The 24,466-nt window shown below is 65.4% G+C and carries 21 protein-coding genes; 11 read left to right on the forward strand and 10 right to left on the reverse strand.

Annotated features, from left to right (window positions below; all coding sequences use genetic code 11):
- The first annotated feature begins 38 nt into the window (after window positions 1-38).
- The gene (locus ACOAPY_RS08990; protein WP_465156286.1) at window positions 39-2,501 is read left to right on the forward strand and encodes a hypothetical protein; all 2,463 of its coding nucleotides are present in this window, start codon (window positions 39-41) and stop codon (window positions 2,499-2,501) included.
- 69 nt (window positions 2,502-2,570) lie between these two features.
- Complete coding sequence (locus ACOAPY_RS08995; RefSeq protein ID WP_465156288.1) at window positions 2,571-3,104, forward strand: hypothetical protein; 534 nt, start codon at window positions 2,571-2,573, stop codon at window positions 3,102-3,104.
- On the opposite strand, the gene ACOAPY_RS09000 is transcribed toward ACOAPY_RS08995, so the two are convergent.
- The 4 genes from ACOAPY_RS09000 to ACOAPY_RS09015 form a co-directional block, all read right to left on the reverse strand.
- Window positions 3,101-3,934 carry an alpha/beta hydrolase gene (locus ACOAPY_RS09000; protein WP_465156290.1) on the reverse strand — a complete coding sequence of 278 codons (834 nt, stop codon included), beginning with the start codon at window positions 3,932-3,934 and terminating at the stop codon, window positions 3,101-3,103. The two genes, ACOAPY_RS08995 and ACOAPY_RS09000, sit on opposite strands and share 4 nt — an antisense overlap.
- A gap of 183 nt (window positions 3,935-4,117) precedes the next feature.
- The gene (locus ACOAPY_RS09005; RefSeq protein ID WP_465156292.1) at window positions 4,118-7,507 is read right to left on the reverse strand and encodes an autotransporter domain-containing protein; all 3,390 of its coding nucleotides are present in this window, start codon (window positions 7,505-7,507) and stop codon (window positions 4,118-4,120) included.
- Window positions 7,508-7,632: 125 nt separating this feature from the next.
- On the reverse strand, window positions 7,633-8,985 hold the full coding sequence (locus tag ACOAPY_RS09010) for a phenylacetate--CoA ligase family protein (RefSeq protein WP_465156294.1): 1,353 nt from the start codon (window positions 8,983-8,985) through the stop codon (window positions 7,633-7,635).
- A gap of 7 nt (window positions 8,986-8,992) precedes the next feature.
- Window positions 8,993-9,676 carry a response regulator transcription factor gene (locus ACOAPY_RS09015; RefSeq protein ID WP_465156296.1) on the reverse strand — a complete coding sequence of 228 codons (684 nt, stop codon included), beginning with the start codon at window positions 9,674-9,676 and terminating at the stop codon, window positions 8,993-8,995.
- A 68-nt stretch (window positions 9,677-9,744) separates the two neighbouring features.
- On the opposite strand from ACOAPY_RS09015, the gene ACOAPY_RS09020 reads away from it, so the two are divergent.
- Entirely contained in the window at window positions 9,745-11,793 is a 2,049-nt protein-coding gene (locus ACOAPY_RS09020) for a 7TM diverse intracellular signaling domain-containing protein (RefSeq protein WP_465156298.1), read from the forward strand.
- A 108-nt stretch (window positions 11,794-11,901) separates the two neighbouring features.
- Here ACOAPY_RS09020 and ACOAPY_RS09025 read toward each other — a convergent pair whose 3' ends face one another.
- On the reverse strand, window positions 11,902-12,786 hold the full coding sequence (locus ACOAPY_RS09025; protein ID WP_465156300.1) for a LysR substrate-binding domain-containing protein: 885 nt from the start codon (window positions 12,784-12,786) through the stop codon (window positions 11,902-11,904).
- Between the two features lie 100 nt (window positions 12,787-12,886).
- Between ACOAPY_RS09025 and ACOAPY_RS09030 the strand changes: the two genes are divergently transcribed.
- From ACOAPY_RS09030 to efp, 3 genes are all read left to right on the forward strand, one after another.
- The gene (locus tag ACOAPY_RS09030; protein ID WP_465156303.1) at window positions 12,887-13,831 is read left to right on the forward strand and encodes a DMT family transporter; all 945 of its coding nucleotides are present in this window, start codon (window positions 12,887-12,889) and stop codon (window positions 13,829-13,831) included.
- 239 nt (window positions 13,832-14,070) lie between these two features.
- Window positions 14,071-15,216 (forward strand): elongation factor P maturation arginine rhamnosyltransferase EarP, encoded by a 1,146-nt coding sequence (earP, locus tag ACOAPY_RS09035; RefSeq protein WP_465156304.1) that lies wholly within the window; start codon window positions 14,071-14,073, stop codon window positions 15,214-15,216.
- 34 nt (window positions 15,217-15,250) lie between these two features.
- Entirely contained in the window at window positions 15,251-15,826 is a 576-nt protein-coding gene (efp, locus tag ACOAPY_RS09040; RefSeq protein WP_021701637.1) for an elongation factor P, read from the forward strand.
- 408 nt (window positions 15,827-16,234) lie between these two features.
- On the opposite strand, the gene ACOAPY_RS09045 is transcribed toward efp, so the two are convergent.
- The gene (locus ACOAPY_RS09045) at window positions 16,235-17,116 is read right to left on the reverse strand and encodes a LysR family transcriptional regulator (RefSeq protein WP_465156305.1); all 882 of its coding nucleotides are present in this window, start codon (window positions 17,114-17,116) and stop codon (window positions 16,235-16,237) included.
- Between the two features lie 67 nt (window positions 17,117-17,183).
- Between ACOAPY_RS09045 and ACOAPY_RS09050 the strand changes: the two genes are divergently transcribed.
- The 4 genes from ACOAPY_RS09050 to ACOAPY_RS09065 are packed head-to-tail and all read left to right on the forward strand — an operon-like array spanning window position 17,184 to window position 20,106.
- Window positions 17,184-17,420 (forward strand): DUF1127 domain-containing protein, encoded by a 237-nt coding sequence (locus tag ACOAPY_RS09050; RefSeq protein WP_465156306.1) that lies wholly within the window; start codon window positions 17,184-17,186, stop codon window positions 17,418-17,420.
- Window positions 17,421-17,459: 39 nt separating this feature from the next.
- Entirely contained in the window at window positions 17,460-18,404 is a 945-nt protein-coding gene (locus ACOAPY_RS09055; RefSeq protein WP_465156307.1) for a DMT family transporter, read from the forward strand.
- Between the two features lie 21 nt (window positions 18,405-18,425).
- Window positions 18,426-18,890, forward strand: coding sequence for a DUF3291 domain-containing protein (locus tag ACOAPY_RS09060; RefSeq protein ID WP_465156310.1), 465 nt, complete (start codon window positions 18,426-18,428; stop codon window positions 18,888-18,890).
- 22 nt (window positions 18,891-18,912) lie between these two features.
- On the forward strand, window positions 18,913-20,106 hold the full coding sequence (locus ACOAPY_RS09065) for a winged helix-turn-helix domain-containing protein (protein ID WP_465156312.1): 1,194 nt from the start codon (window positions 18,913-18,915) through the stop codon (window positions 20,104-20,106).
- 28 nt (window positions 20,107-20,134) lie between these two features.
- On the opposite strand, the gene ACOAPY_RS09070 is transcribed toward ACOAPY_RS09065, so the two are convergent.
- The 3 genes from ACOAPY_RS09070 to ACOAPY_RS09080 all read right to left on the reverse strand — a co-directional run bounded on the left by ACOAPY_RS09070 (window position 20,135) and on the right by ACOAPY_RS09080 (window position 22,007).
- Window positions 20,135-20,512, reverse strand: coding sequence for a hypothetical protein (locus tag ACOAPY_RS09070; RefSeq protein ID WP_465156314.1), 378 nt, complete (start codon window positions 20,510-20,512; stop codon window positions 20,135-20,137).
- A 54-nt stretch (window positions 20,513-20,566) separates the two neighbouring features.
- The gene (gene loiP / locus ACOAPY_RS09075) at window positions 20,567-21,319 is read right to left on the reverse strand and encodes a metalloprotease LoiP (RefSeq protein WP_465156316.1); all 753 of its coding nucleotides are present in this window, start codon (window positions 21,317-21,319) and stop codon (window positions 20,567-20,569) included.
- 133 nt (window positions 21,320-21,452) lie between these two features.
- Window positions 21,453-22,007, reverse strand: a complete 555-nt coding sequence (locus ACOAPY_RS09080) for a thioesterase family protein (protein WP_465156318.1) — start codon at window positions 22,005-22,007, stop codon at window positions 21,453-21,455.
- Between the two features lie 103 nt (window positions 22,008-22,110).
- On the opposite strand from ACOAPY_RS09080, the gene ACOAPY_RS09085 reads away from it, so the two are divergent.
- Complete coding sequence (locus tag ACOAPY_RS09085; RefSeq protein WP_465156320.1) at window positions 22,111-23,076, forward strand: GlxA family transcriptional regulator; 966 nt, start codon at window positions 22,111-22,113, stop codon at window positions 23,074-23,076.
- Window positions 23,077-23,089: 13 nt separating this feature from the next.
- Here ACOAPY_RS09085 and ACOAPY_RS09090 read toward each other — a convergent pair whose 3' ends face one another.
- The gene (locus ACOAPY_RS09090; protein ID WP_021701625.1) at window positions 23,090-24,433 is read right to left on the reverse strand and encodes a class II 3-deoxy-7-phosphoheptulonate synthase; all 1,344 of its coding nucleotides are present in this window, start codon (window positions 24,431-24,433) and stop codon (window positions 23,090-23,092) included.
- Window positions 24,434-24,466 lie beyond the last annotated feature (33 nt).

Raw genomic sequence — 24,466 nt, forward strand, 5'->3', positions numbered from 1 at the left:
GGTAGAATGCTGCCCTCAACCGCGCAGGGAGCCGCGCCATGGCCAATATGGAAACCCCGGAAGAAGCCGCAGAGTCGCTGGGCAAGCTTGTGATCAAGCTGCTCTGGGAGCTGGTCAAGCTGGTGCTGCCCATTGTCGCCGTGGCCATGCTCGCGCCCTGGGCGGCGCTGGCTCTGGTGGCCACGTTCGCGCTGCTCACAGGGCTGTGCGCTCGACTGGGCTGGCGCCGCGTGGCTGCGGTCCTGAGCTGGCTGCTGACCGCTGCGGTGATCGGTCTGAGCTTCTCTCTGTTCGCCTGGCTGTCGGCCTGGTGGGCGGTGCCGCTTTGCGCGCTGCTGCTGTTGGTCGGCCTGGCGCTGGTGGCCGGCTACGAGAAGCGTCTCGGCCTGGCCAAGGCCAAGCCGCAAATAGCCGAAATCGCCACCTCGAACGGCTCCAGCGCCTGGGGCGGTGGTGATCTGCAGACGCCGGAAGGCGAGACCATCCGCACCTTCGCCTGGGGCGAGATCGCCATGGGCGGGCCGACCTACGGCAGCTACCTGTTCCCCGATGGCGTGCTGCTGGAGGGCCTCGGTGCCTCGGTACGCTTTTCCGCCAGCGGCCGCTACTTCGCCGCACCGCTGCCAAGCCGCGGGCGCTGGGGCCTGTTGATTCTCGACCGCCAGCAGCGGCGTGTTTATCGCAATGCCGAGATCGACGAATTCTGGGAGATCGACGAGTTCAGCGACGAGGCTATCGGCGGTCGGTACAGCCCGCTGGTGGGTAACCAGGGTTATCGCATGCCGCTGGCCGAGCTGCTGGCGCAGAGCGAGGGCGTCGACCTGGTGGCCGTGCGTGACCTGTGGCTGGAGCCGGGCTGGTTGGTGGAGCTGGGCGGGCGCGATTTCCCCGCGCCGGCCGCTGCGCATCGCCTGCGTGGTGTGCCGTACCTGCCGGAAACCCTGCGCGAGCTGGAGGACCCGCTGCAGCCGCTGCGCTACCCGGCGCTGCGTCTGGAGATCGATGGCGAACCCAGCGACCTGCTGCTGGCGGCTGACGAGCTGCCGCTGTGGCGCGACGACGGCCAGGCCCTGGTCTGCCGTATCGGCCGCGCCTGGCCGAAGACACTCTGGCTCTGGCAGGCCGGGCAGGGTTGGCGCGAGTTGCCCGAGCCCTGGGTGGCCGCCGAGGCGGAACCGGGGCTGCTCTGGGATGAACCCTGCGCGCTGCGCCAGACGGAGCTGCATCTGCAGGGGCGCCTGGCGACGGCGCAGCTCGACCACCTGGGCTTCGGTTACCAGCTGCAGCATTACTATGGTGAAGTAGAAACCCTCATTGGTCATGACCCAGAAGGACGCCTCCTGCTCGGTGAACAGCAGGGCGCCGGGTTGACCCGCGTCCTGCCGCTGGAGGCCAAGGGCGTGCGTGGCGAGGGCGCTGTGCTCGGCGAGGCGATGACGGGCGGCGAGTCGCCGCGCTTCGAGTGGCGCCGCGACAGCCGCGAGGGTCGCCTGGGCGCCTATGTCTGTCGGATCGGCGACTGGCAGCTGGAGGGTGAATGGCTGCTCGATCATCGGGTGTCCGACTGCGGCCGCTACCTGGCCTTGATCGCGTTTGCCGAGGCGCCGGCGGTGCCGCACAGGCTCTGCGTCGCGGATCTGCAGCGGCGTACCCTGCTGGAGTTCGCGCAGCGCCCGCTGATCGCCGGATTGCTGGGTTTCCGTGCGGGCGTGTTGAGCCTGGCCTGCATTGTGGGGCGGCTGGGGCGTGAGGAGCGGGACACGGCCCTGCATCGTTACGACCAGGCAGCGCCGGCAGCCGAACAGGCGGCAGGCTTCGTCGAGCGAGACGAACACTCGCGGCTGTATCTGCGCAGCCTCGCGCTGCGCGTCGCTGCGGACGGTCTGCAGGCGCTACCGGGCTGGCGCCTGGTGGAGTGTCCGCAGGTGGCCAATGCCGACGGCGACTTCATCCTGCCGGCCCCGGGAGGGCGGGATGCCGCCTGGCTGTTCGGGGCGCAGAGCGAGTATCGCGACGGCTATCCGCGTGAGCGCCACCCGCGCGGTGACGGCTGTCTGCTCACTGCTTCGGGGATGGGCCTGGCCGATGTCGGCCCCGCGATGATCTGGTCGGAAGATGGTCGCTACCTGGTGCTGACCCGCCATGTACCCCGCCTGCAGGCAGTCGAGAGTGCCGACAGCGACCGCTGGCACCTGCTGCTGCTCGACCTACAGGCGCGCACGCTGCGCCAGGGTGAGCAACACCTCGGCTGCATGCCGCATTTCCTGCGCTTCGACGCCCACGGTCTCGAATGGCGGGTCCTGCCCACCGACTGGGAGCACGAAGATTCCGCTTCCGAATGGCAGGCTTGTCGCCAACCGCTGGGGGCGCTGCTGGCGCTGCCCGCGGTCGCGCTGCAGCCCTGTGGCGAGCTCTGGCTGCCGGCTGCGGAACTGGCGCGTGGCGAACAGTGGCAGGGCCTGGATCGCCGGCATCTGCAGGCCTGGTGCAACATGAGGTAAAGCCTGCGGCTTGCCAGATCGCGGGTCTGGGGCGAGCATGGAGGCATTCTTCAGGCAAACCTGCTGATCATGAACCTTATTCGCCCGATGGCCCTGGGCCTGGTCGTCACCCTGCTGGCGGCCTGTGACCAGGCGCCGGCGCCGCCCAAGCCGACCCCGGCGCCAGAACCCGCCGCTCCTGCCGTGGAGCAACCCAAGGTGCCCGCTCCGCCAGCCGAGGTGGAGCGCACCGTCGAGGCCAAGCCGGAGCAACCGCCCGAGGCACCCCGACAGGAACCCCGAGTCCGTGCCGCGCCGCCGGACAAGGCGCCGGTCGAAGCCCGCGTGTTGCCCAAGCCTGCCCAGAAGCCCGCACCCAAGGTCGAGCCTCTGTCGCCGGCCGCGCTCGATCTGCGCCTGCCGGACGAGTTGGTGCAGCGCCTGGAACTGGGGGCTCCATTGGAGCTGACCGAGCGCGAGCCTTTGTTGCCGCCGCTGTTCGTGGAGAAACCGGCCGAGCCCAGTCCCTATCAGCTCAATGGCCGGCTGATCACCAACGACCGGGTAGATGACTACTGGGATTCGGTCGAGGGGGCGGAGTTGCAGATCGAGTTCCGCAACTAGGGGAGTATCCCTCGCCAGAGGTTTGGCCACTCCTGCGCCCAGCAGCAGTGGTGGTCGAAGCCCGGGATGACCTCGACCCTTGCGCGGTGCGCCGGCGGGTAACCGGCAACGAAATCCCTGGCCAGTGTTGCAGGTGTCACCCGATCCGCCTCGCCCAGCAGGTGCACCTGTGGCACCCGCGCCAACGAAGCACGCAACTTCGCCGGGTTGAGCGAGCCCTGCAAGGGGGAAACGCGGTGCAGGTGGGTCCATGCAGCATGGTCGAGATTGCCGGCCACGGTGATGACCCGTTCCACATCGTCGCGGCGTGCCGCCAGCAACAGGGCAAGGGTGCCACCACCGGAGTAGCCCACCAGCGTCAGGCGTCGGGCCCCGAAGCGAGCCTTCAGCGTATCGCTGGCCTGGTCAAGGCTGGCGACTACAGCTTCGGCAAATCGTTGCTCTGTCCAGTAGCCTGGCCGGCAAGGCTTCTGCGTTGCACCCAGATACTGGCAGGGGCGCCCGAGATAGGCGACGTTGCCATTCGGTTGTGCCAGCGCCAGGCGCAGCGCCAGCGGGTCCACGGGCGTAGGATCAAGGGAGGGTTGATGGCTGTTGAGCCAGGCCAGGCCATCGCCTTCCAGGTAAAGCGTGAGGGCTTCATTGGCGTTTGTCCGGCGCGGTACATAGGTCTGTAGGCGAAAGATTCCAGCGTGCAGTACCAGTCCCTGCCATTCTGCCTCCCTGGCCAGTGCCTCGGCCTGCGCGCGGCGTTCAGTCGGGGTGGGGGGCGAGACGCAGGCGGTCAGCAAGATGATGCAAGCCAGGGGCACCCATCTGTTCAGCCACATCTGTAATTCTCCCGGCAGGCTGTTTCGGGTTGGACTTCCCGCCCTCTATCGCATCTGCCGCAACGAGGCGGCGCGGGTTGGGCTGAAAGCTCACGAGGCGGGGGCCTCCGCGGAAGGTGAGTATGCCCGGTAAACACAAAGGCCACGGCATGAGCCGTGGCCTTTGGCGCGCCTCAGGGCATATCAGAAGGCCCAGCGAGCCTTCACCGATGCGCCCTGATTGGTGAAGTCGCTGCGCGCTTCGGCGTCGTAGCGCAGGCTGACCTCCGTGCCGCCGGCCAGGGTGTGAATCAGACCCAGTCCAGCACGCGCCAGCCAGGGCTCCAGGTCCATGCCCGGTGTCTTGAAGGCGGCACCGGGCGCTCCGGCATAGGTCGAGGTGATGGCGCTGTCTTCGTCGATCAGGTCGTAGCCGGCGCCCAGGTTGGCACTGAGCACGGTGGCCGCGGTGACACGGTAGTCGAGCTTGCCATCGACACTCAGCAGCAGCTCTTCAGCATCGTTGCTGTCGACGTCCAGGTCGAGGGCGCCGGCGCCTTGCTCGCGGTAGGACTCGCTTTCGATCCAGGTGTAGTCGATACGCGCCGATGGAATGAACGTCAGCTGTTCGTTCAGGCGCAGGCTGTGGCCGATACCTAAGCCGGCGTGGACGTTGTAGCCGTCGTAGTCAGCTCTGGCGCTGGCATCGGCGAAGGGCATGTGGCGCTTGCTGCTGGTGCGGTTCTGGCCGCCGTCGAACTGGACGTTCAGTTCAGTATCGGATGCCAGGGCATAGCTGCCGTAGCCGATCAGCTGGAAGGTGTCGATGTCGGCACTCTGCGGGGCGATGGCGGAGTCGCCGTTGAGGTTGGTCTGCGCATAGGCGAAGGCCAGGCCCAGGCGGGAGTGGGCATCCAGCGCGGCGTCGGCACCAATGGCCAGACCCTGGGTGTTGGCGTCAAAGCCGGAGATGCCGTCGCGCGAGTCCTGATCGGCCCAGGCGCCGAAGGTTTTCAGCCACAGGTTGTCGTCGGCGACCGCATCGCCGGAAGACAGGCCGCTGTTACCGGCCTGACGTGCCTGGACCACCCGGTTGATGCCGCTCAGGGTATTGCCAATGGCGTTGCTGGTGTTGCCGGCGACGGTGGGCAGGGTTTGCGTGACCGCATCGGAGACTTCCTGCTCGGAGGTCAGGCTGACGAAGTGGCCAGCCAGTTCTCCCTCAGGGTCGTCACCGATGGCTTGATCCAGCACCTTGGCGGCGCCCGTGGCCGGACCGTTGCCTGCACTGATCACACTGTCGAGCACGCTGCTGCCCTTGCTCAGGGTCAGGTCGACGGTGTTGCCATCCTTGACCGCCCCGAAGTTGAACAGCTGCGAGTTATCACTGACAGCGAAGGTGCCGTCGCTATTGAGGGTCGTGGCGCTCAGCACATCCTGCAGACTCTGGCTGCTGAAGCTGTAGGAGGGGTTGCTGACGTCCACCACGATCTTGGCGTTGCTGGCCAGGGTGGCGGTGCCGTCGACGGCCAGCTTGCCGTAGCTGCTGTCGCTGGCAACGCCGATCTTCAGGGTGCCGCTGGCAGCCTGGGTGTAATTGCCGTGGAGGTTGCCGGTCACGTTGGCGGCCAGACTCAGGGTGCCGGCGTTGCTGAACCCCTGGCTGACGGTGAAACCATTGTTCAGGTCGGTGCTGCTCGACGTGCCATCGGACATGTTGAGCGTGGCGCCCTCGTCAATGCTGAGACGCTTGATGTCGAAGGCATTCTGCTGGGTGAATGTGCTGCCCCGGACAAGGTCCACCTGGGCGTTGCGGGCCAGCACATCGCCCCGGATGCTGGCGCCTTGGTCAATCTTCAGGTCGGCTTGGCTCACCTCGTCGATTTCCAGACCGTATTCACCGCCTTCGACCCTGCCCGTGATGGTGATGCCTTGATCCAGGCTGCTCTCGCGCAGGCGTACGCCTTTCTCCGCACCCTGGGTCAGACCACCGAGAAGCATGCCGCGAGCGGTCAGATTATCGATTTCGATACCGTTACTGGTGCGGCCAATGATGGTGCCCTGGTTGCGGATCAGCCCGGTGATATCGGTGTCTTCCAGATCCAGGCCATCGTCCTCGGCGCTGATGGTCGCTCCTGCGGAATTGATCAGGTCCATGCCCACAGTGGTTCTGCTACCCCCGAGCTCCTTAGTGCCGATGCCGTCGTCGTTGGCGTCGATGCTGCCACTGTTGACTACATTGCCGGCGATCTGGGCGGCATACAGCGACAAGCCATCGGCATCCGCGTCGCCCATGTCTGCATGGCCGGTGGTGCGGATATCGCCACTGTTGATGAGGTCACCTTGCAGAGTCGAGTTCTCGACCGCGATGCCTTTGAAGGTGGTGTTCAGCGATCCTGTATTTTTCAGGGCTCCGCCAAGCTGGCTGTTGAACAGGCTGATGGCGTTGCTGTAGGCGGCGGTGCTGGTAATGGTGCCGCTGTTGGTGAGCTTGCCAGTGATGGCCGATTGGTAGATTTCGAGGCCATCGCCTCCGGCCAGAATGGTGCCGCTGTTGCGCAGGTCACCGTTGATGCTGGTAGCGTACAGACGGATGCCGTCGTGGTAGTCCTGCGTGCCAGTCCTGATCGTACCGGCATTGCTCAGGCCGCCAAGGACACTTTCGCTGATGTAAATGCCACCTTCACCGCCGTCGATCAGGGCACCCTCGTGATTGGTGAGTATGCCGCTGAGGTTGACCCGGTTCAGCGCTACGGCAGCTTCCGTATCGCTGCCGGCCTTGAGCTGACCAAAGTTGTCGAGGCTGCCGATATTCAGATTGGAAGGAATGTAGTTGCCGCTCGCGCTATCGAATACATAACTGCCCGAGAGTGCCAGCGCACTGTCCTCGCCGCCGTCGATGATGCCAGTGGCCTGGTTGACGATGCTGCCCAGGTTCGAGGAGGCATTGCCATAAACAGACAGGCCGGAGTCACCCATGATCATGCCGGCGTTGTTGATACTGCCAATGGTGACCGAACCTTCGTAGGCATCGATATAGATGGCGGTCGATGATTCACCTGCGATCCCGGCACCTGCATGGTTGGTGATCGTGTCGATGTTCACCGAGCCGCTTCCGGTTCTCACGGCGACTGCGGACGAGGCGCCGATGACGAACTTCTGGTTGACGATGCTATCCACTTCAACATTGGCGCCACTGCCCGCGACGATGCTCAGGGCCTCGCCGTCGTGAGCCTGGATCGTGCCGGCGTTATTGACCGTGATGTTGCTGATGGAGGCGGAGCTGTTACCGATCACCACTGCACTTTGCTGATAGCCGCTGGTACCTAGGCTGCCGTCAGCAGCCACGCTCAGGCTTTTACCGCTCTGGTCGAGCTCGCAGGTATTGCCGTTCACCATGCCGTTGATGGTGGTGCTGGCGCCCGAGCATACCGAGGATGCGGATGCGGTGGCGGCGCTGATTGACAGGGCTCCCGCCAGGGCCATCAGCAAGGCGCCGGAAGCGCCGGACTTGGTGCGTGTTTTGGCGCGCTCATCGGCGACGACGAAGGCCTGGCGGACGTGGGACCAGACGAGTCGGTAGGATCTGTTCAAGGCATGCTCCGTAGCAATTGGCCAGTATGGGCAAATGGCCGAACTCTACCGGGGTTGGCCCCCTGTAAAACTGAGCAAATCTGAGCGTTTGGGCTTTATTGCCCGCTTGCGGACGATCGCGTGCCTCAGTCGGGCAGGGCGCAGACGAATTCCTCGAACTTGCCGCCTGGCCCGCTGGGGATGCGGTCGTTGAAGTAGCGGAAGGTCACGTCGAAGGGATGGGCCAACGCCTGTTGAATGAGTTCGACGAGCGCCGTCTGTTGTGCCGCGGCCAGCGGTTGCGAGACGACCAGGCGCAGTTCGAGTTGCTCCAGGTGGGTCTGGATCATCTGGAACTGCCGGATCGCCGGCGCTATCTGACGGAATGGATCGAATCCGCACGGCCAGCGCCGGCTGCCGTCGGGATAGCGCAGCATGTTGCGGCTGCGTCCCAGCAGACGTCGCAGGGTCGGCAATTGACGGCCGCAGGGGCAGAGGCCACCGACCTCGGCATGGTCGCCCAAGGCGTAGCGCAGCAGCGGTGTTGCGAAGTTATGCAGATCACTGACCACGACTTCGCCGATCTCCCCGTCGGCGCAGGGTTTGCCCTGGGCATCCAGTATCTCGACGATGAGATTCTCCGCCATCAGGTGGTAGAGGCCGCTACTTGGGCACTGGATGGCGATGATGCCCACTTCCTGCGAGCTGTAGGTGTCGGCTATCTCGACTCCCAGCAGCTCACGGGTCTGTTCGCGCAGCTCCGGGCTGAGGGTCTCGCCAATGCAGCGTATCTGCCGGAGTTTGCGCAGCGTGCCGTTCTGTTGTCGCAGCAGGCGCAGCAATTCCTCGAGCACATTGGGGTAGATCAGCAGGTAGTCCGCTGCCACCTCTTGCAGCTGGCGCAACAACATGTCGCTGCCCTGGTTCATGGCAAAGGCGTGGACCGGACCGCTCGGACCCAGCAGGCTGACCGGTGGCCCCCAGTTGTCCTGGCGGATGGTGTGGCTGAGGTTACCGCGCACCACCGCCAGTGTGCCGCTGAGGTCGCGTTGCCACCACAGGTGTTCGCGCATGGTGTAGGCGAGCCAGAACAGCTGGCTGACCTGGGTACGCAGAACCATTACCGGCTCACCGCTGGAGCCCGAAGTGCGGGTCTCGCTGGCGGGTTGATGGCCCTCGGGAATGGTCTCACTGAATAGCCGGCTGGCGGCGCACTGCACATCGCGTCGCGTGAGGAGCGGCAGGTGCCGCAGCTCCTCCAGGCCTAGCGGTCGGCTGGGATCGAGGCCGGCTGCCAGCAGCCGCTGGTGGTGAAAGGGGCAGTGTCGCACCAGGTAATGGTTGAGCTCGCGCAGCTGCCGATCCTGGCCGGTGCGTAAGGTATCGGGGCTGGCCCATTCGAGCTCGCCCAGCTGCCCCAGCAGTCTTTGCAGGGGCCTGTTATCGCCGAGGTCGACGACGGGCCAGTGAAGGCCTGGAATGGTGCGCACGGGTGTCATGTGACTCTCAGGCGTGGGTACGCGCGGTCGCGAAGAAGCAGTAGCCGGCGTTGCGCAGCGTCTTGACCGGCAGGGTCTGACCGCTGGCCAGCTCGACATTGCGCCGCAGGCGGCGCATCTGGGTATCCAGGCGTCGCTGGTCGTAGAGCAGGAAGTCCTCGCCCAGAGCCTCGACTATCTGTTGGCGGCTGACGTCGTGTCCCGCATGGCTCATCAGACAGCGCAGCACCCTCAGGTCCTGCTGGGACAGCGCCACGGGCGGCGCGCCCGGGGGAACCAGGCGGCGCGGTCCCAGCTCCAGCAGCCAGGGCTGTTCTTCATGTTGGTAGCCCAGGCGTCGTTGCAAGGCAGCCAGTGTGGCGGCCAGCTCGTCCAGATCGCAGCCTTTGCTAAGGTAATGGTCGGCGCCCTGATCGAGACCCCGAATGCGTGCGCGAGCGCCTCCCTTGGCGGTCAGCACCACGATGCCCAGGCGATGACCGGACTGGCGCAGGCGGGTGATCAGTTGCAGGCCGTCCCCATCGGGCAGTCCCAGGTCCAGCACGGCCAGTTGGTGGCGTTGCGGGTCGAAGCGCTGGTGGAACTCCTCCAGGTTGGCGACTGCTTCGGTGGCGAAACCGCAGTCTACGAGAAACTCATGCAGTTCCAGACGCAGGATGGCGTCGTCTTCAAGGAGAATTAGGCCAGTCATCAGGATAAGGGGGCAGGGCGCTGAAGGAGGAGGGATGGAGAATTGGCGCCATGATATCGTCTCACGCCATGAGAACTATCCATCTTTTCTGCCTTTTCCTGTCTCTTTTTGTTCATGCCGGTTGGGGGTACGCCAACACCCTAACGCTGTTACCGGAGGCTGACACCACGTCGGCCAATGGCTACCTGCAGCGCCTGGATGATCCGCATGCCCGGCTCAGCCCCGAACAGGTCATGCGTGCTGATGCCTGGCAGGCGCTGCCGTCCAGCCTCAGTGCCGGCTTTACCTCGGCTCATGTATGGGTGCGCGTGCAGGTCCGACCGCAGGGTGATGGCGAGCAGCGCTGGATGCTGCGCCTCAGCAACGCGCTGCTCGACGATGTGCGCCTGTATCGCCGTGATGCCGGGGGCGGCTGGCGGGAACAGCGGGGCGGAGAGGAGTTGCCGCGCGAGCAGTGGCCGGTGGATTACCGCTCACCGTCCTTTGCCCTGGATCTGCAGGGGGGCGAGAGCGAGGTGTTGTTGCTACGCCTGCACACCAAGAATGCGTTGTCGGTCAGCCTGGACTTCTCACCGAGGTCACGCTTCGCGGAGGACACCCGCCGCGAGTTTCTCGGTTATGGGTTGTATTTCGGTGTTTACCTGATGCTCATTGGTTTCCACTCGGTGTTCTGGCGCATGACGCGGGCGCCTGAGAGTGGCTGGTATCTGTTGTATGTAGGGTGCTGCGTGTGGATCGAGGCGCTGACCATCGGTTTGCCTCAGCAACTGCTGGGTATTCCGGTCTGGCTGAGCGATCCGTTGCTGGGGGGGGTGATGGCCCTGAGCTTGCCCATCGGGGTAGTGTTTGCCAGTCGCCAGCTGGCACTGGCGCGAGTCTATGCGCGACTGACGCGTCTTCTAACCGGCGTGGCCTGGCTCGTGGGCGGATGTGCCGCGCTGGCCATCCTGTTGGGTTTTTACCGCGATGCCATGCCGGTGGTGCTGTTGCTGTCTCTGGCGATAATTCCGATTTTCATCGGGTTGGCACTGTGGCTGCTGGTGCGCGGGCATCGCCCGGCGCGTTTCTATCTACTGGCATTCGGCATTTATTACGCCGGGGTGGTGGTCGCTTACCTGCGCAACTTCGGCGTACTGCCAGCCAACTTCTGGACCGATCACGCGGTGGCGATTGGCTCCATGCTGCACATGGGCATCATGAGTCTGCGCATCATCAGCCATTACAACCGCCTCAAGCGCGAAAACGAGCAGTCTCAACGCCAGGCGGCTGAGTTCATGCGCATGCAGAATGCGCGCCTGGAGTCGCTGGTGCAGATGCGTACCCGTGAGCTGCACGAGGAGCTGCACCGTCGGGAGGCGCTCGAACAGGAGCTGCGGGTGTCTCTCAGCCAGGAGCAGCGCATGCGCGAGGAGCAGGGCGATTTTGTTGCCATGGTGTCGCACGAGTTCCGCACGCCGCTGGCGATCATTGCGACCTCGGCGCAGCAGTTGGGCCGCCAGCTGGATGCACCAGTGGAGAAGAGCCTGCGCCGTTGCCAGAACATCCGCGATGCCGCCGGGCGTCTGCTGGGATTGGTGGATGACTACCTGACCCATGACCGTATGGCCGTCAGCCGCCCGGCTGCGCGCTTCGCGACCTGCGATCTGACAGCGTTGCTGCAGGGGCTGGTGGCCGACTTCCCCGTTGGGCGCATTCTGTTCGAGCAACGGCTCAGCACCGATCACTGCTGGTGCGATGCGGGCTTGCTGCACGTGGCCGTGCGCAACCTGCTGGCCAATGCCGATCGTCATGCTCCCCCCGAGACCCAGGTGCGGCTGCTGGTGCGCGAGATGGATGAGCAGGTGCTGATCAGCGTCAGCCATCCAGGCGCACTGATCCCGGAGGATGAGCGTGATCGGTTGTTCCACAAGTACTACCGGGGGCGCCAGGCCCAGTCCAGCGCAGGCGCCGGTTTGGGGCTGTTCATGGTGCAGCGAATCGCTCAGCTGCACGGTGGGGATGTGTTGCTGAGCGGCCATGGTGGCGAGGAGGAGGTCTGTTTCTGTCTCAACCTGCGTCTGGCAATGGGTGAGTCCGAGCCGCCATCGCACACGGGCCTGCAAACCGTGACAGCCTGACCGGGCGCCGGCCGTGGACAACTGGAGCGCCTGTTCGGCCAGCGCCCAGTAGCGGGAGGGCCCGGCCGGGAGCTTTAGTCGCGCGGATTGCCATGCGCCGGGCCGGTGTTACCGACGTGCGAGGAACTCGACCAACTGATGGGCATGCGGGGAGAGCTGTTCCCAGTTGCGGATGCACAGGCGCAACTCGCGGGTGGCCCAGCTGTCTTCAAGGGTGACCAGGCGCACGGGCAGCTCCAGGGCGAAACGCATGGCAGCGGCTTCGGGAAGCAGGGCGATGCCCGCGCGTTGCGCCACCAGCTGGGCGACGGCGTCAAAGCTGGGGGCGCGCACCCGTACCTGCAGTGGCATGGCATAGCGGCTGGCCATGTCTTCGATGAAGCGCTGCATGGCGCGCCCGGCCGGCAGGCAGATGAATGGGAAGCCCAGTGCATCGCGCAGGCGAGTGTGCTGGCGCGCGGCCAACGGATGGCCGGTGTAGACCAGCATCACCAGCTTGTCGTCGCGAAAGGGTAGGGAGACCAGCCCGGTGGTCGGCAGGTTGCCATCGTATACCCCGATCTCGCTCTCGCCGGCCTGTATCGCGCGCAGCACTTCGCTGCTTTTTTCTTCCACCAGCTGCAGGTCCACCTCCGGGTAGTCGGCCAGGAAGGCGCCGAGCGTGGCGGGCAGGAAAGTGCTGTTGGCCACCGTGGTGGCGGAAAGCCGCAGCGTGATGCGGCGTAAACCGGCTAGTTCGCGCAGGCTGTCGCCCAGCTTCTGCGCTTCGACGAGCACGGCGCGGGCCTGTTCCAGAACCAGGCGGCCGTTGGGCGTCAGACTCATGCCGTCAGCCCTGCGGACGAACAACTCCAATCCGCAGCGCTGCTCCAGCTGGCGCAGGCGTGTGCTGGCGGCGGACACCGCAACGGGGAAGGTCGCTGCCGCCTTGCTTAGGCTGCCGGTGGCGGCAATGGCGTCTAGCAAGCGCAGGTCGACCAGATCAAAGTGCACCTTGCGTTCTCCAATTCAGAAGGCTGAGTTCAAAAAATAGCGATTCTAGGATTCTGGTGTTCTCCTCAGAATAACGCCATCTCCGATGGCCGAGTGCACCATGAGTTTTTATCGACGCTTTCTCCAAGACGGCCGCTTGTACGCCGTACTGTCCGCCGCCGGGTTCAGCCTCAAGGCCGTCTTCGTCAAGCTGGCCTATGCGGCCGGCCCCGTCGATGCACTCAGCCTGCTGGCCATGCGCATGGGCCTGGCGTTGCCACTGTTCCTCTGGTTGCTGTGGCTGAGTCGTGGCGAGCGCGGGGAGCCGCTCGGTGCGTGGGGTGTACTGCAGGTTCTGGTGCTGGGCATGCTCGGCTACTACCTTTCCAGCCTGTTCGATTTTTACGGCCTGGAACTGATAAGCGCCGGGCTTGAGCGGCTGATTCTGTTCAGTTATCCGACGCTGGTGCTGTTGTTGCAGGCGCTAGCCCTGCGCGAACGGCCGGGGCGGCACACTTTGTTGGCTCTGGGGCTGTGTTATCTCGGGCTGGCGATTGCATTCCTGCATGACCTGAACTCTGCGGGCGGCAGCGCACAGATCATCCAGGGCGCCATCTGGGTCTTCGCCAGTGCGGTCACCTACGCACTCTACTACGTCGGCACCGGCGTCATGCTGCGGCGCCTTGGCTCCATGCGCCTGGCGGGGCTGGCCGGCGCCACCTCGGCATTGATGGTGCTGGTGCACCAGGGCGTCGACGGAGAGATGGCGAGGTTGCTCGAGCTGCCTCGCGACATCTGGTTCTATGCCCTGCTGATGGCAGTGTTTTCCACGGTACTGCCGATCTACTGGATGGCGCTCGCCATTCAGCGCATGGGGGCGGCCGATGCTGCCGCAGTCGGTAATCTGGGACCTGTGCTGACCCTGTTCGCCGCCTGGCTGCTGCTGGGTGAGACGGTTTCTGCCTACCAGGCGGCCGGATTGGCGCTGGTGCTGTTCGGCGTGTCGCGCCTGCGGCCGAGGTCGCCTGCACCCGCCTCGCCTGGCGGGGGCCGTGCGTCCGCCTAGCGTGGTTCCTGCCGTGCCGAGGGGCTTGCTGCGGAGGCCTTGTCAGTACGGTCGGTGCGATGAGGGAGGCGCGAAGGATGGCGCTCTGGCCAGGGTTCGGTGGCGAATTGGTCAAGGGGATCAGATAGTTAAACGGATGGGCTCAAGTGCGCCCTGCGGTTTTCCCCTGTGCGAACTATTAGAACGGCATGTCGTCACCGCCTTGGGTAAAGTGGCAGCCTGATCGACGAGGGCATGACATGGCGGTTCGCTGGGACATCTTCTGCTGCGTGGTGGACAACTACGGTGATATCGGCGTGACCTGGCGTCTGGCCCGGCAACTGGCGGTCGAGCATGGTCTGGCCGTGCGCCTCTGGGTGGACGAACCCGCGGCATTTCTGCGGTTGTGCCCGCAGGCCGTTGACGACGCGGGAGCCTGGCGGCTGGACGGTGTCGAGGTGCGCCGCTGGTCGTCAGATTTTCCGCTAGTCGATGTCGCCGATGTGGTGATCGAAGCCTTCGCCTGCCATCTGCCGGAGCGCTATATAGCCGCGATGGCAGGGCGACTAGCCCGGCCGCTTTGGCTCAACCTGGAATACCTGAGCGCCGAAGACTGGGTTGCCGGCTGCCATGCTCTGCCGTCGCCGCAGGCGGGGGGGCTGCAGAAGTTCTTTTTCTTCCCCGGCTTCGCCGAAGGCACCGGCGGCCTCCTGCGCGAGGCGGACCTCCTGCAGCGGCGCCGCGCCTTCCAGACCAACGGCGAGGCACGCCGGACATTTCTCGCCGGCCTCGGTATCGCCCCTTGGGCGACGGCCCGAATGATCTCTCTGTTCGCTTACGAGAATGCCGCGCTGGCTGGCTGGCTGGACGCCCTGGCAGCCGCTGCCGAACCGACGCAGCTGCTGGTGCCGCGTGGGCGTATCGAGGGTGACCTGTGCCGCTGGCTAGGCCAGGATGCGCTGGAGGAGGGCGGTGTATGGCGACGTGGCAACCTGCAGGTGCACCTGCTGCCGTTCCTCAGTCAGGCGGATTACGACAAGCTGCTGTGGTGCTGCGATTTCAATGCCGTTCGTGGCGAGGATTCCTTCGTCCGCGCCCAGTGGGCCGGTCGGCCGTTGCTCTGGCATATCTACCAGCAGGAGGAAGGCGCGCACTGGGAAAAGCTGGGAGCCTTTCTCGACAGCTACTGCGCAGCGCTGACCGATCCTGCCGCTGGCGCATTGAGGGCACTGTGGTCCGCCTGGAACGGCAAAGGTGATATGGCGCAGGCCTGGCAGGGGCTGGCCGAGCATGGCGAGCAGTTGGCTGCGCATGCCGAGCACTGGTGCCAGGAACAAGCCTCTCGTCCTGATCTTGCTGAGGCGCTGGTGCAGTTTCACCGAAATTGGCTATCATGCGCGGCTTAGAAATCTGTACCTCCATCCAAATCCGGATATTCGTATGAAAACCGCACAAGAAATGAAGGCCAACAGTGTGGCCCTGATCGACGGCCATCCGTGGCTGATTCAGAAAGCCGAATTCACCAAGTCCGGCCGTAACAGCGCCATCGTCAAGATGAAGCTGAAGAACCTGATCAACGGCTCCAAGACCGAGACCGTCTACAAGGCCGACGACAAGATGGAGCCGGTCATCCTTGAGCGCAAGGAAGTGACCCTGTCCTACATCAATGGCGACGACTACGTCTTCATGGATCCGGAATACAACTCCTACGAGCTGCGCGCCGAAGACCTGGAAAGCGTCCTGCCGTTCATCGAAGAAGGCATGACCGACATCTGCGAAGCCGTATTCTTCGAAGGCAAAGTGATCTCCGTAGACCTGCCGACCACCATCGTTCGCCAGATCACCTACACCGAGAACTCCGCCCGTGGCGACACCTCCGGCAAGGTCATGAAACCGGCCAAGCTGCGCAACGGTACCGAAGTGAAAGTCGCCGACTTCTGCAACATCGACGACTGGATCGAGATCGACACCCGCGACGGTTCCTACAAGAGCCGTACCCAGGCGCCGTCGGCCTAAGCCTTCCGCCTCGTGTAAAAGACCCGGCCATGGCCGGGTTTTTTATTGTTTGAGATAGGTGCCCTGATTCTTGAGGGGCGTCGGACACCCTCGTTCATGCGCAGCGCGCCGGTCAGCAGCGAACTGCACCGTCCCTGGCCCTCGCTGGGCGTGCTGGGTGGGTTATTCGGGGGCGGTGCTGGTATTGACCAACCTGTTCGGCACCAGTCCGCTGGTGGCCCAGGCCCGTCCGTGGTGCTGGCGCTGTCCAGCACTGGCGTAACATGGCTGACACCGCCGCATCGATTGGAGCATTGGTATCCCGCTGGCCCTGGGCAGTGAGCTGGCGCGTGCCCTGCCGAAGAGGGTGCTGCGCGTGTTCTGCGGCTTCCTGATGCTCTGCGTCTTGCTCCTGGCGCTGGAGTAGCGCTACAGACGGAAGCCTTCGACGATGTGCTCGGCGAGGGTGTCGATGACCTGTGACTGCCGTTGCGGATGGCGCAGCAGGACGATGCTGGTCAGCGGCAGAGTAGGCAGGCCTTCAGCTTCGCCGAGGATGCGCATGTCCGGGGTGATCAGGCTCTGCAGCTGCGCGGTGACGGCCAGGCCGGCGCCGACCACGGCGAACAGTGCCGACAGGCTGGGGCTGGTGTAGGCGATGCGGTAGGGGCGCTCGATGGCGTCCAGCGCATTGCAGGCCCAGGCGCGGCAGAAGCAGCCGGAGTTGAACATGGCCAGCGGCATCGGGTTCTGCTCGTGGGGCGTGAAGCCCTGGGCCTCGGCCCAGACGAAACGCTCCTGGCGCAGCAGCTGGCCGATCTCCTTGCCCGGTTCGCGGGTGACGATGGTCAGGTCCAGATCCTGGCGTTGCAGCAACTGGCCGGACGTCTCGCAGTGCACTTCCACCTGCACCAGCGGGTAGGCCTGGGCGAAACGCGAGAGGATGTCCGGCAGAAAGCGCATCACATAGTCGTCCGGCGTGCCGATGCGCACGGCGCCGACCATGTGCGGCTCGCGCAGGGTGTTGAGCACCTCGCCATGCAGCTTGAGGATGCGCCGCGCGTAGCCCAGCAGCACCTGGCCCTCGGGTGTGAGGCGCACCTGGCGCCCATCACGCTCGAACAGCGCGCGCTGCACCACGTCATCCTCCAGGCGCTTCATCTGCATGCTGATGGCCGACTGGGTGCGGTTCACCGCCTCCGCAGCACGGGTGAAGCCACCGGTGTCGGCGATGGCGACGAAGCTGCGCAGCAGTTCGGTGTCGATGCTGGGGTAGTGGGCCAATTCATCAATCTCCAAGATGTGTCGCATAAGAAACATTCGTTGGATTGATCTTAAGCGCGAAGGGAGACTGGCGCCAACCCATAGGGAGGGCGCGATGATGAAACGTCAGAAAGGTTATGCAATGGCTCGCTCGGTCGCTTTCGTGCGGCTGCTGCCGCCCATCGGCATGGAGGCACTCTGGCAGCGGCTCAAGCGCTGGAATCAGTTGGCCAGGCAGCGCCGGCAGCTGGCCATGCTCGACGATGCGGCGCTCAAGGATCTCGGGCTGAATCGTGCCGATATCATGCAGGAGAGCGAGCGCCCGTTCTGGGAAGATCCACTGAAACGCTGAGCCGGGGAGAGTACGCGTGATGGTTGCTGGAGTCTGCGCATGAGTGCGTTGCGCAAGGGCGCTGATCTTTTTCTGTTCCAGCTGATGCTGTTGCTGTGCGCCATCTGGGGCAGTCAGCAGGTGGCGATCAAGCTGGCCGCTGCGGATATGGCGCCGCTGCTGCAGGTGATGCTGCGTTCAGCACTGGCCGCGCTGCTGGTCGGTCTGTTGGTGGTCTGGCAGCGCAGCTGGCAGGGATGGCTGGGCAGTACCTGGCGGGCCGGCCTGCTGGCCGGGGCGCTGTTCGGTCTGGAGTTCTTCTTCATTGCCGAGGGTCTGCGGCATACCTCAGCCTCGCACATGGCGGTGTTCCTCTATACCGCGCCGATCTTCTCCGCCCTGGGGCTGCATCTGTTGCTGCCCAGCGAGCGGTTGCGCAGCCTGCAGTGGCTGGGCATAGGGCTGTGCTTCGTGGGCGTGCTCGTCGCCTTCGGTGCCGGCACGGACTGGACGAGGCTGGATGGGCGCATGCTGCTGGGCGACCTGCTGGGCCTGTGCGCCGGCATGGCCTGGGGCGCGACTACCGTGGTGGTGCGTGGCTCGCGGCTGTCCGAGGCGCCTCCGGCGCTGACCCTGTTCTACCAGCTGGCGGTGTCTCTCTTCGTGCTGCTCGGCCTGGCCTTGGCCAGCGATCAGCTGGGCCCGCCTCGCTGGACGCCGGTGGCCATTGGCAGTATGCTGCTGCAGGCCGTGGTGGTGTCCTTCCTCAGCTACCTGGCCTGGTTCTGGCTGCTGCGTCGCTACCTGGCCTCGAACATGGCGGTGTACTCCTTCATGACGCCCATGTTCGGCGTGACCTTTGGCGTGCTGGTACTGGATGAGCCGCTCAGCCTGAACTTCATGGTTGGTGCGCTGCTGGTGCTGTTGGGCATCGCTCTGGTCAGCGGCGAGGCCTGGTTGCGTCGGCGCTTGCGTGCCGGGCGTGATGTATTCGAACAACGATGACAAGAACGACAAGGAGTTCCGATGTCCCGTTACCACCTGGCCCAGCTCAATATCGCCACCATGCGCGAGCCGCTGGAGTCGCCCGGCATGGCCGATTTCGTCAACAATCTGGAGCGCATCAATGCCCTGGCCGAGGCCTCGCCCGGCTATGTCTGGCGCCTGCAGGACGAGGCCGGCGACGACACCGCCATCCGTCCCTTCGGCGAGGATGTGCTGGTCAACCTGTCCGTCTGGGCCGACGTGCAGTCGCTCAGCGACTATGTCTACAAGTCCGCCCACACCGAGATGCTCAAGCGCCGCCGCGAGTGGTTCGACAAGCTCGAACAGGCCCATATGGTGCTCTGGTGGGTACCGGCCGGCCATCGACCGAGCGCGGAGGAGGCGGCCGAACGCCTGGCGCATTTCCGCGTGCATGGCGCCACTGCCCATGCCTTCAGTTTCCGCCAGGCCTTCGCCGCACCGGACGAGGTGGTCACCCAGCTCTGACGGCCTGCTAGGCTTGGCGGCCATGAGCCTGTCACTTTCCCTTGCCCAAGCCCGCCGCTTGGCCCTGGCCGCCCAGGGCTTCGCCCGCACGCCACGCGGTGCCATCGGCCATCGCCAGCTGCGTGCGCAGATCGAGCGCCTCGGCGTGCTGCAGATCGACTCGGTCAACGCCTTGGTGCGCTCGCACTACCTGCCGTCTTTCTCGCGCCTGGGCCACTACGAACCCACGCTGCTGGATGAGCTGGCCTGGGGCAAGCCGAAGCGCCGTAGCCTGTTCGAGTACTGGGGGCACGAGGCCTCGCTGCTGCCGCTGGAGCTCTATCCGTTGCTGCGCTGGCGCATGCGTCGGTCAGCGGACGGGCAGGGCATCTACCGCCAGCTGGCGGAGTTTGGCGTCCGGCAGCGAGAGCTGATTCAGCGCGTACTGCAGACGGTGCGCGAGCAGGGCGCACTCGGCGCCGGCAGCCTCAGCACCCGCACCGAGCGCGCCGGCCCCTGGTGGGACTGGAGTGCGGAGAAGCATGCGCTGGAGTGGCTGTTCGCCGCCGGTGAGGTGACGGTTGCCGGGCGCCGCGGCTTCGAGCGTCTGTACGACCTGCCGGAACGGGTGATTCCCGCCGAGCTGCTCGACCACCCCGAACTGGACGAGGCCGAGGCCCAGCGCCAGCTGCTGCTGCGTGCGGCCGATGCCCTAGGCGTGGCCACCGAGCGCGACCTGCGCGACTACTTCCGCCTGGACGCCGTCGACAGCAAGGCGCGTATCACCGAGCTGGTGGAGGCCGGCGAACTGCTGCCAGTGGCGGTACAGGGCTGGAAGCAGCCGGCCTACTGTCACGGCGAGCCGAGTATTGCGCGACGGGTGAAGGCCAGTGCGCTGCTGTCGCCCTTCGACTCGCTGATCTGGGAGCGTGAGCGCACCGAACGGCTGTTCGGCTTCCGCTACCGCCTGGAGATCTATACCCCGCCGGCCAAGCGCGTGTACGGTTACTACGTGCTGCCCTTCCTGCACCACGAGCGCCTGCTGGCGCGGGTCGACCTGCGCAGCGAGCGGGCGCAGGGGCGCCTGGCGGTGCATGCCGTGCATCTGGAAGAGGCGGTGTTGAGCGAGGAGGCGTTGCAGGCCCTGGCCGGGGAGTTGCGCGCGCTGGCGCAGTGGCTGGGGCTAGGGGAGGTCGTGTTCAGCCCGCAGGCTCAACGCTGCTTGATGCATTGCTAGGCGCGGAGGGCGGGTGCTGCTTGGCCCGTTACTGCGTTTCGATGGCGGTGTGCTCAACCAATCCGTTTGCATCGAAGCTGACTACTAGCGCGCTGTGTCGCCAGTCCCAATGACACTGGCCGAGGTTGTAGCGAAGCTGCCCTTCGGGTTTCGCGTCGGGCTCTCCCAGTAGACCAAGTGTCTCGGCCCTGCTGCGATTGCTGAGGCTCTTGCTCTGCTGCAGGCTTAGCGCCATGCCGCCACGTACGCAGCCAGGGTCGTTCTGCTGGGCTGCAGCCTGGCGGTCACGCCATTGATGTCGGTCGAATGGCTCAGCCTGGGCGTGAATGGATGTGAAATGGTGGAAACCGCCAAGTGCGACGATGGCTGTCGTTAAGAGCGCGGTGATCGTGATGGCTTTCGACATTGTTTCTGCCGGCTGTGGTTACGCCCGCTCGCGTTGCGCGAGCGGGCACAGGACTTACTGCTCGGCAGCGATACGCTGGCGGATATGCGCGGCGCGGTCGGCGGAGCCCGGGTGGGAGTCGAACATGCTGCTGTCGCCGCCGCCCAGCTGGGCCAGCTTGTCGAAGGCGCTGGCCAGGCCCTGCAGCGGGATGCCGCGCTTCTTCAGCAGGTCGAAGGAGAAGTCGTCGGCATCGCTTTCCTGCGACTGGGAGAACTGCGCGTTGACCAGCGCTTCGCCCAGGTCACCCAGCTGCGAGGCGGACAGAGCGGCGACCGCGCCGTTGCCGGAGGAGGCTGCGGCGCCGCGCGCCACCGAGGTGGCATAGGCGGCCTGCATGGCCTTCTTGGTGTGGCCGAGGGCGACGTGGCCCATCTCGTGGCCGAGCACGCCTTCCACTTCGTTGTCGTTCATCAGGTCCATCAGGCCGCTGTAGACGCGCACGCAGCCGTTGGCCATGGCCCAGGCGTTGACCTCGTCGGTCAGGTAGACCTTGTAGTTGACCGGGGTGCCGTTGACCTGGCTGCCGAGGTTGGCGGCGATCTTGTCCAGGCGCCGGCTGTACTCGCTGTCTGCCGGGGCGATGGGCGCTTCGTAGTCCATCTGCATGCAGGCCTCGTCGGCCATGCTCTTCACTTCGGCATCGCTCAGAGTCGCGGCCTGCATGGCCTGCAGGCCGGTGCTGAGCATCGCGTCCGGGCTCATGTTCTGGCAGCCGCTGAGCAGAGTGGCCAGGGCGAGGGCGGAAAGGGAGAAGTGCAGTTTCATGGTCATCGTCCTTGAAGGTGAAGCGATAGAAGGGGCCGAGCCGCGTTGGCATCCGGCCAGCGCGCTATTGTCGGCGATGCGACCCTGGCGAGAGTGTGACCCGGGTCGCGCTATGGCCGATCGGGCTGCGGCGCTAAGGCGCGAGCCCCAGCCCCTCTTCCTGGCGCAGTTGCACGCTCATGTCGTCGCAGCTGGCCGACCACTCGCGCAGCCAGGCGGGCATGTCTGGCGAGCGTTCGTCCAGCCCCATGCCGCGGGCGAACTCGCCGGGCGGCACGGTACCGCTCGCGGAGCGGAACAGCCCGCGAATGACGATCACCCCCACCGTGCGTCCGCCGCTGACGAAGCGGTGCTCGACGAAGCTCCACTTGTCGTCCCAGCCGAGCATGCGGGTGTGGATTTCGAAGGACTCGAACAGCTTCAGCTCGCGGCGGAACTTACCCCAGGTGTCGCCGACGATGGGCAGCGCGCGGTGGCGCAGGGCGATGCGGAAGGCGCCACTGCGCAGCACGTAGTCCATGCGGCCGACGTCGGCCAGGGTGAAGTAGCGCCCGTTGGTGACGTGGCGATTGAAGTCGAGGTCCAGTGGCCACACGCGCATGCGCACGACGGTGGTCGACAGGGCGTGGGCCGGCTTGCGCCAGGGGCGGCGCAGGAGCATGAGGAGCAGGCGGAACCAGAGATTCATGAGGAAGTCCGTTGGCGGGATGGCCGGAGCACTCTAGGGACTGGCTTTGCGTTAAGGTAGGTGGATAAATGACTTTATCCATGCGAAATCTGCAAAGCCCGCCATGCACGTGACCCTTCTGCTCGCCGACCACTGTTCCGCCGCCAGCGCTACCATGGCCCTGGAAATACTGCGCGCCGCCAACCTGTTCGCCGATGCCGGCGAGCCGCTGTTCGAGGTGGTGGTGGCGTCCCATGACGGCCTGCCCGTGCCTTCGCTGAGCGGCCAGGCGCTGCAGGCCGAGGTGGCGCTTGAGCAGGTGGCGCGTACCGATCTGGTGCTGATTCCCGGTTTCCTCTTCACCCTGCGCGAGGCCTTGCCCGGCTTCCATCGCTACCGCGACTGGCTGCGTCAGCAACATGCCCAGGGCGCGGTGCTGGCGGCGATGTGCACGGCCACCTTCATGCTCGCCGAGGCCGGTCTGCTGGGCGGCACCCGTGCCACCACGCACTGGGCCTTTGCCGAGCTGTTTCGCCGGCGCTACCCGGATGCGCTGCTGGACGAGCGGCAGATCCTCTGCGAGGACAATCGCCTGATCAGCAGTGGCGGCGCCAGCGCGGCGATGGACCTGCTGCTGCACCTGGTGCGGCGTTTCGCTTCACTGGAGCTGGCGCAGCTGTGCAGTCGCTACCTGCTGATCGACAACGTGCGCAGCGAGCAGTCGTCCTATGTGCTGTGGTCGATGCCGAAGAGTCATGGCGATGCCGACATCCTGCGGGTGCAGAACTGGCTGGACGAGCACTTCGGCCAGCCGCTGCTGATCGACGAGCTGGCCGGCCGCTTCGGCTTCGGCGTGCGCAATTTCAAGCGGCGCTTCAAGGAGGCCACCGGCTATACGCCGCTGGCCTATCTGCAGACGCTGCGCCTGGAGAAGGCCAAGCAGCTGCTGGAAACCACGCGCATGAGCCTCGATAGCATCACCTTCGCGGTCGGCTACGAGGACAGCAACTCGTTCCGCCGCCTGTTCCAGCAGCGCGTCGGCCTGCTGCCGGCTGCCTACCGCAAGAAGTTCCAGGCCCGCGCCGGCTAGGCGGCGCCTTGGCTCAAGCCCTGGCCTGCTTGAGGGTCTCGGCGATCATGAAGGCCAGCTCCAGCGACTGGTCGGCGTTCATGCGTGGGTCGCAGTGCGTGTGGTAGCGGTCGGACAGGCCGGCCTCGGTGATCGGCCGCGAGCCGCCGATGCACTCGGTGACGTTCTGCCCGGTCATCTCGATATGGATGCCGCCGGCCACGGTGCCCTCGGCGCGGTGCACCTGGAAGAACTGCTTGACCTCCGAGAGGATCTGCGCGAAGTCGCGCGTCTTGTAGCCGCTGGACGCCTTGATGGTGTTGCCGTGCATGGGGTCGGAACTCCACAGCACCTGGCGGCCTTCTTCCTTGACCTTGCGCAGCAGGCGCGGGAAGTGCGCCTCGACCTTGTCGGCGCCCATGCGCACGATCAGGTTGAGGCGGCCCGGGTCGTTGTCCGGGTTGAGGATGTCGATCAGGCGGATCAGCTCGTCCGGGTCCATGCTCGGGCCGACCTTGACCCCGATGGGGTTCTCGATGCCGCGCATGAACTCGACGTGGGCGCCGTCCAGCTGGCGGGTACGGTCGCCGATCCACAGCATGTGCGCGGAGCAGTCGTACCAGCGCCCGGTGAGGCTGTCCTGGCGCACGAAGGCCTGCTCGTAGCCCAGCAGCAGCGCCTCGTGGGCGGTGAAGAAGCTGACTTCGCGCAACTGCGGCGCGCTGTCCATGCCGACCGCGCGCATGAAGGCGAGGGTCTCGTCGATGCGGGTGGCCAACTGGTGGTACTTCTCGGAGAGCGCCGAGTTGGCGATGAAGTCGAGGTTCCACTGGTGCACCTGGTGCACATCGGCGAAGCCGCCCTGGGCGAAGGCGCGCAGCAGGTTGAGGCTGGCGGTGGCCTGGTGGTAGGCCTGCAGCAGGCGTTCCGGGTCCGGCACGCGGCTGGCAGCGTCGAACTCGATGCCGTTGACGATATCGCCACGGTAGGCCGGCAGGGTGACGCCGCCGAGGGTCTCGTCGTTGGCCGAGCGCGGCTTGGCGAACTGGCCAGCCATGCGTCCGACCTTGACCACCGGGCAGCCGGCGGCGAAGGTCATGACGATGGCCATCTGCAGCAGCACCTTGAAGGTGTCGCGGATCTTCGCCGCGCTGAACTCGGCGAAGCTCTCGGCGCAGTCGCCGCCCTGCAGCAGGAAGGCGCGGCCCTGGGTCACTTCGGCGAACTGGCGGCGCAGCTCGCGCGCCTCGCCGGCGAACACCAGCGGCGGATAGCCGGCCAGGGTCTGCTCCACGCGGGCCAGGTGGGCGGCATCGGGGTATTGCGGCTGCTGCTGGATGGGCTTGCCTCTCCAGCTTTCGGGACTCCAGGCGGACATCGGATTACTCACGGTCGATTCATCGGGCTGGCC

It is taken from the genome of Pseudomonas stagnisoli, assembly GCF_048595745.1.
Lineage (GTDB): Bacteria > Pseudomonadota > Gammaproteobacteria > Pseudomonadales > Pseudomonadaceae > Aquipseudomonas > Aquipseudomonas alcaligenes_A.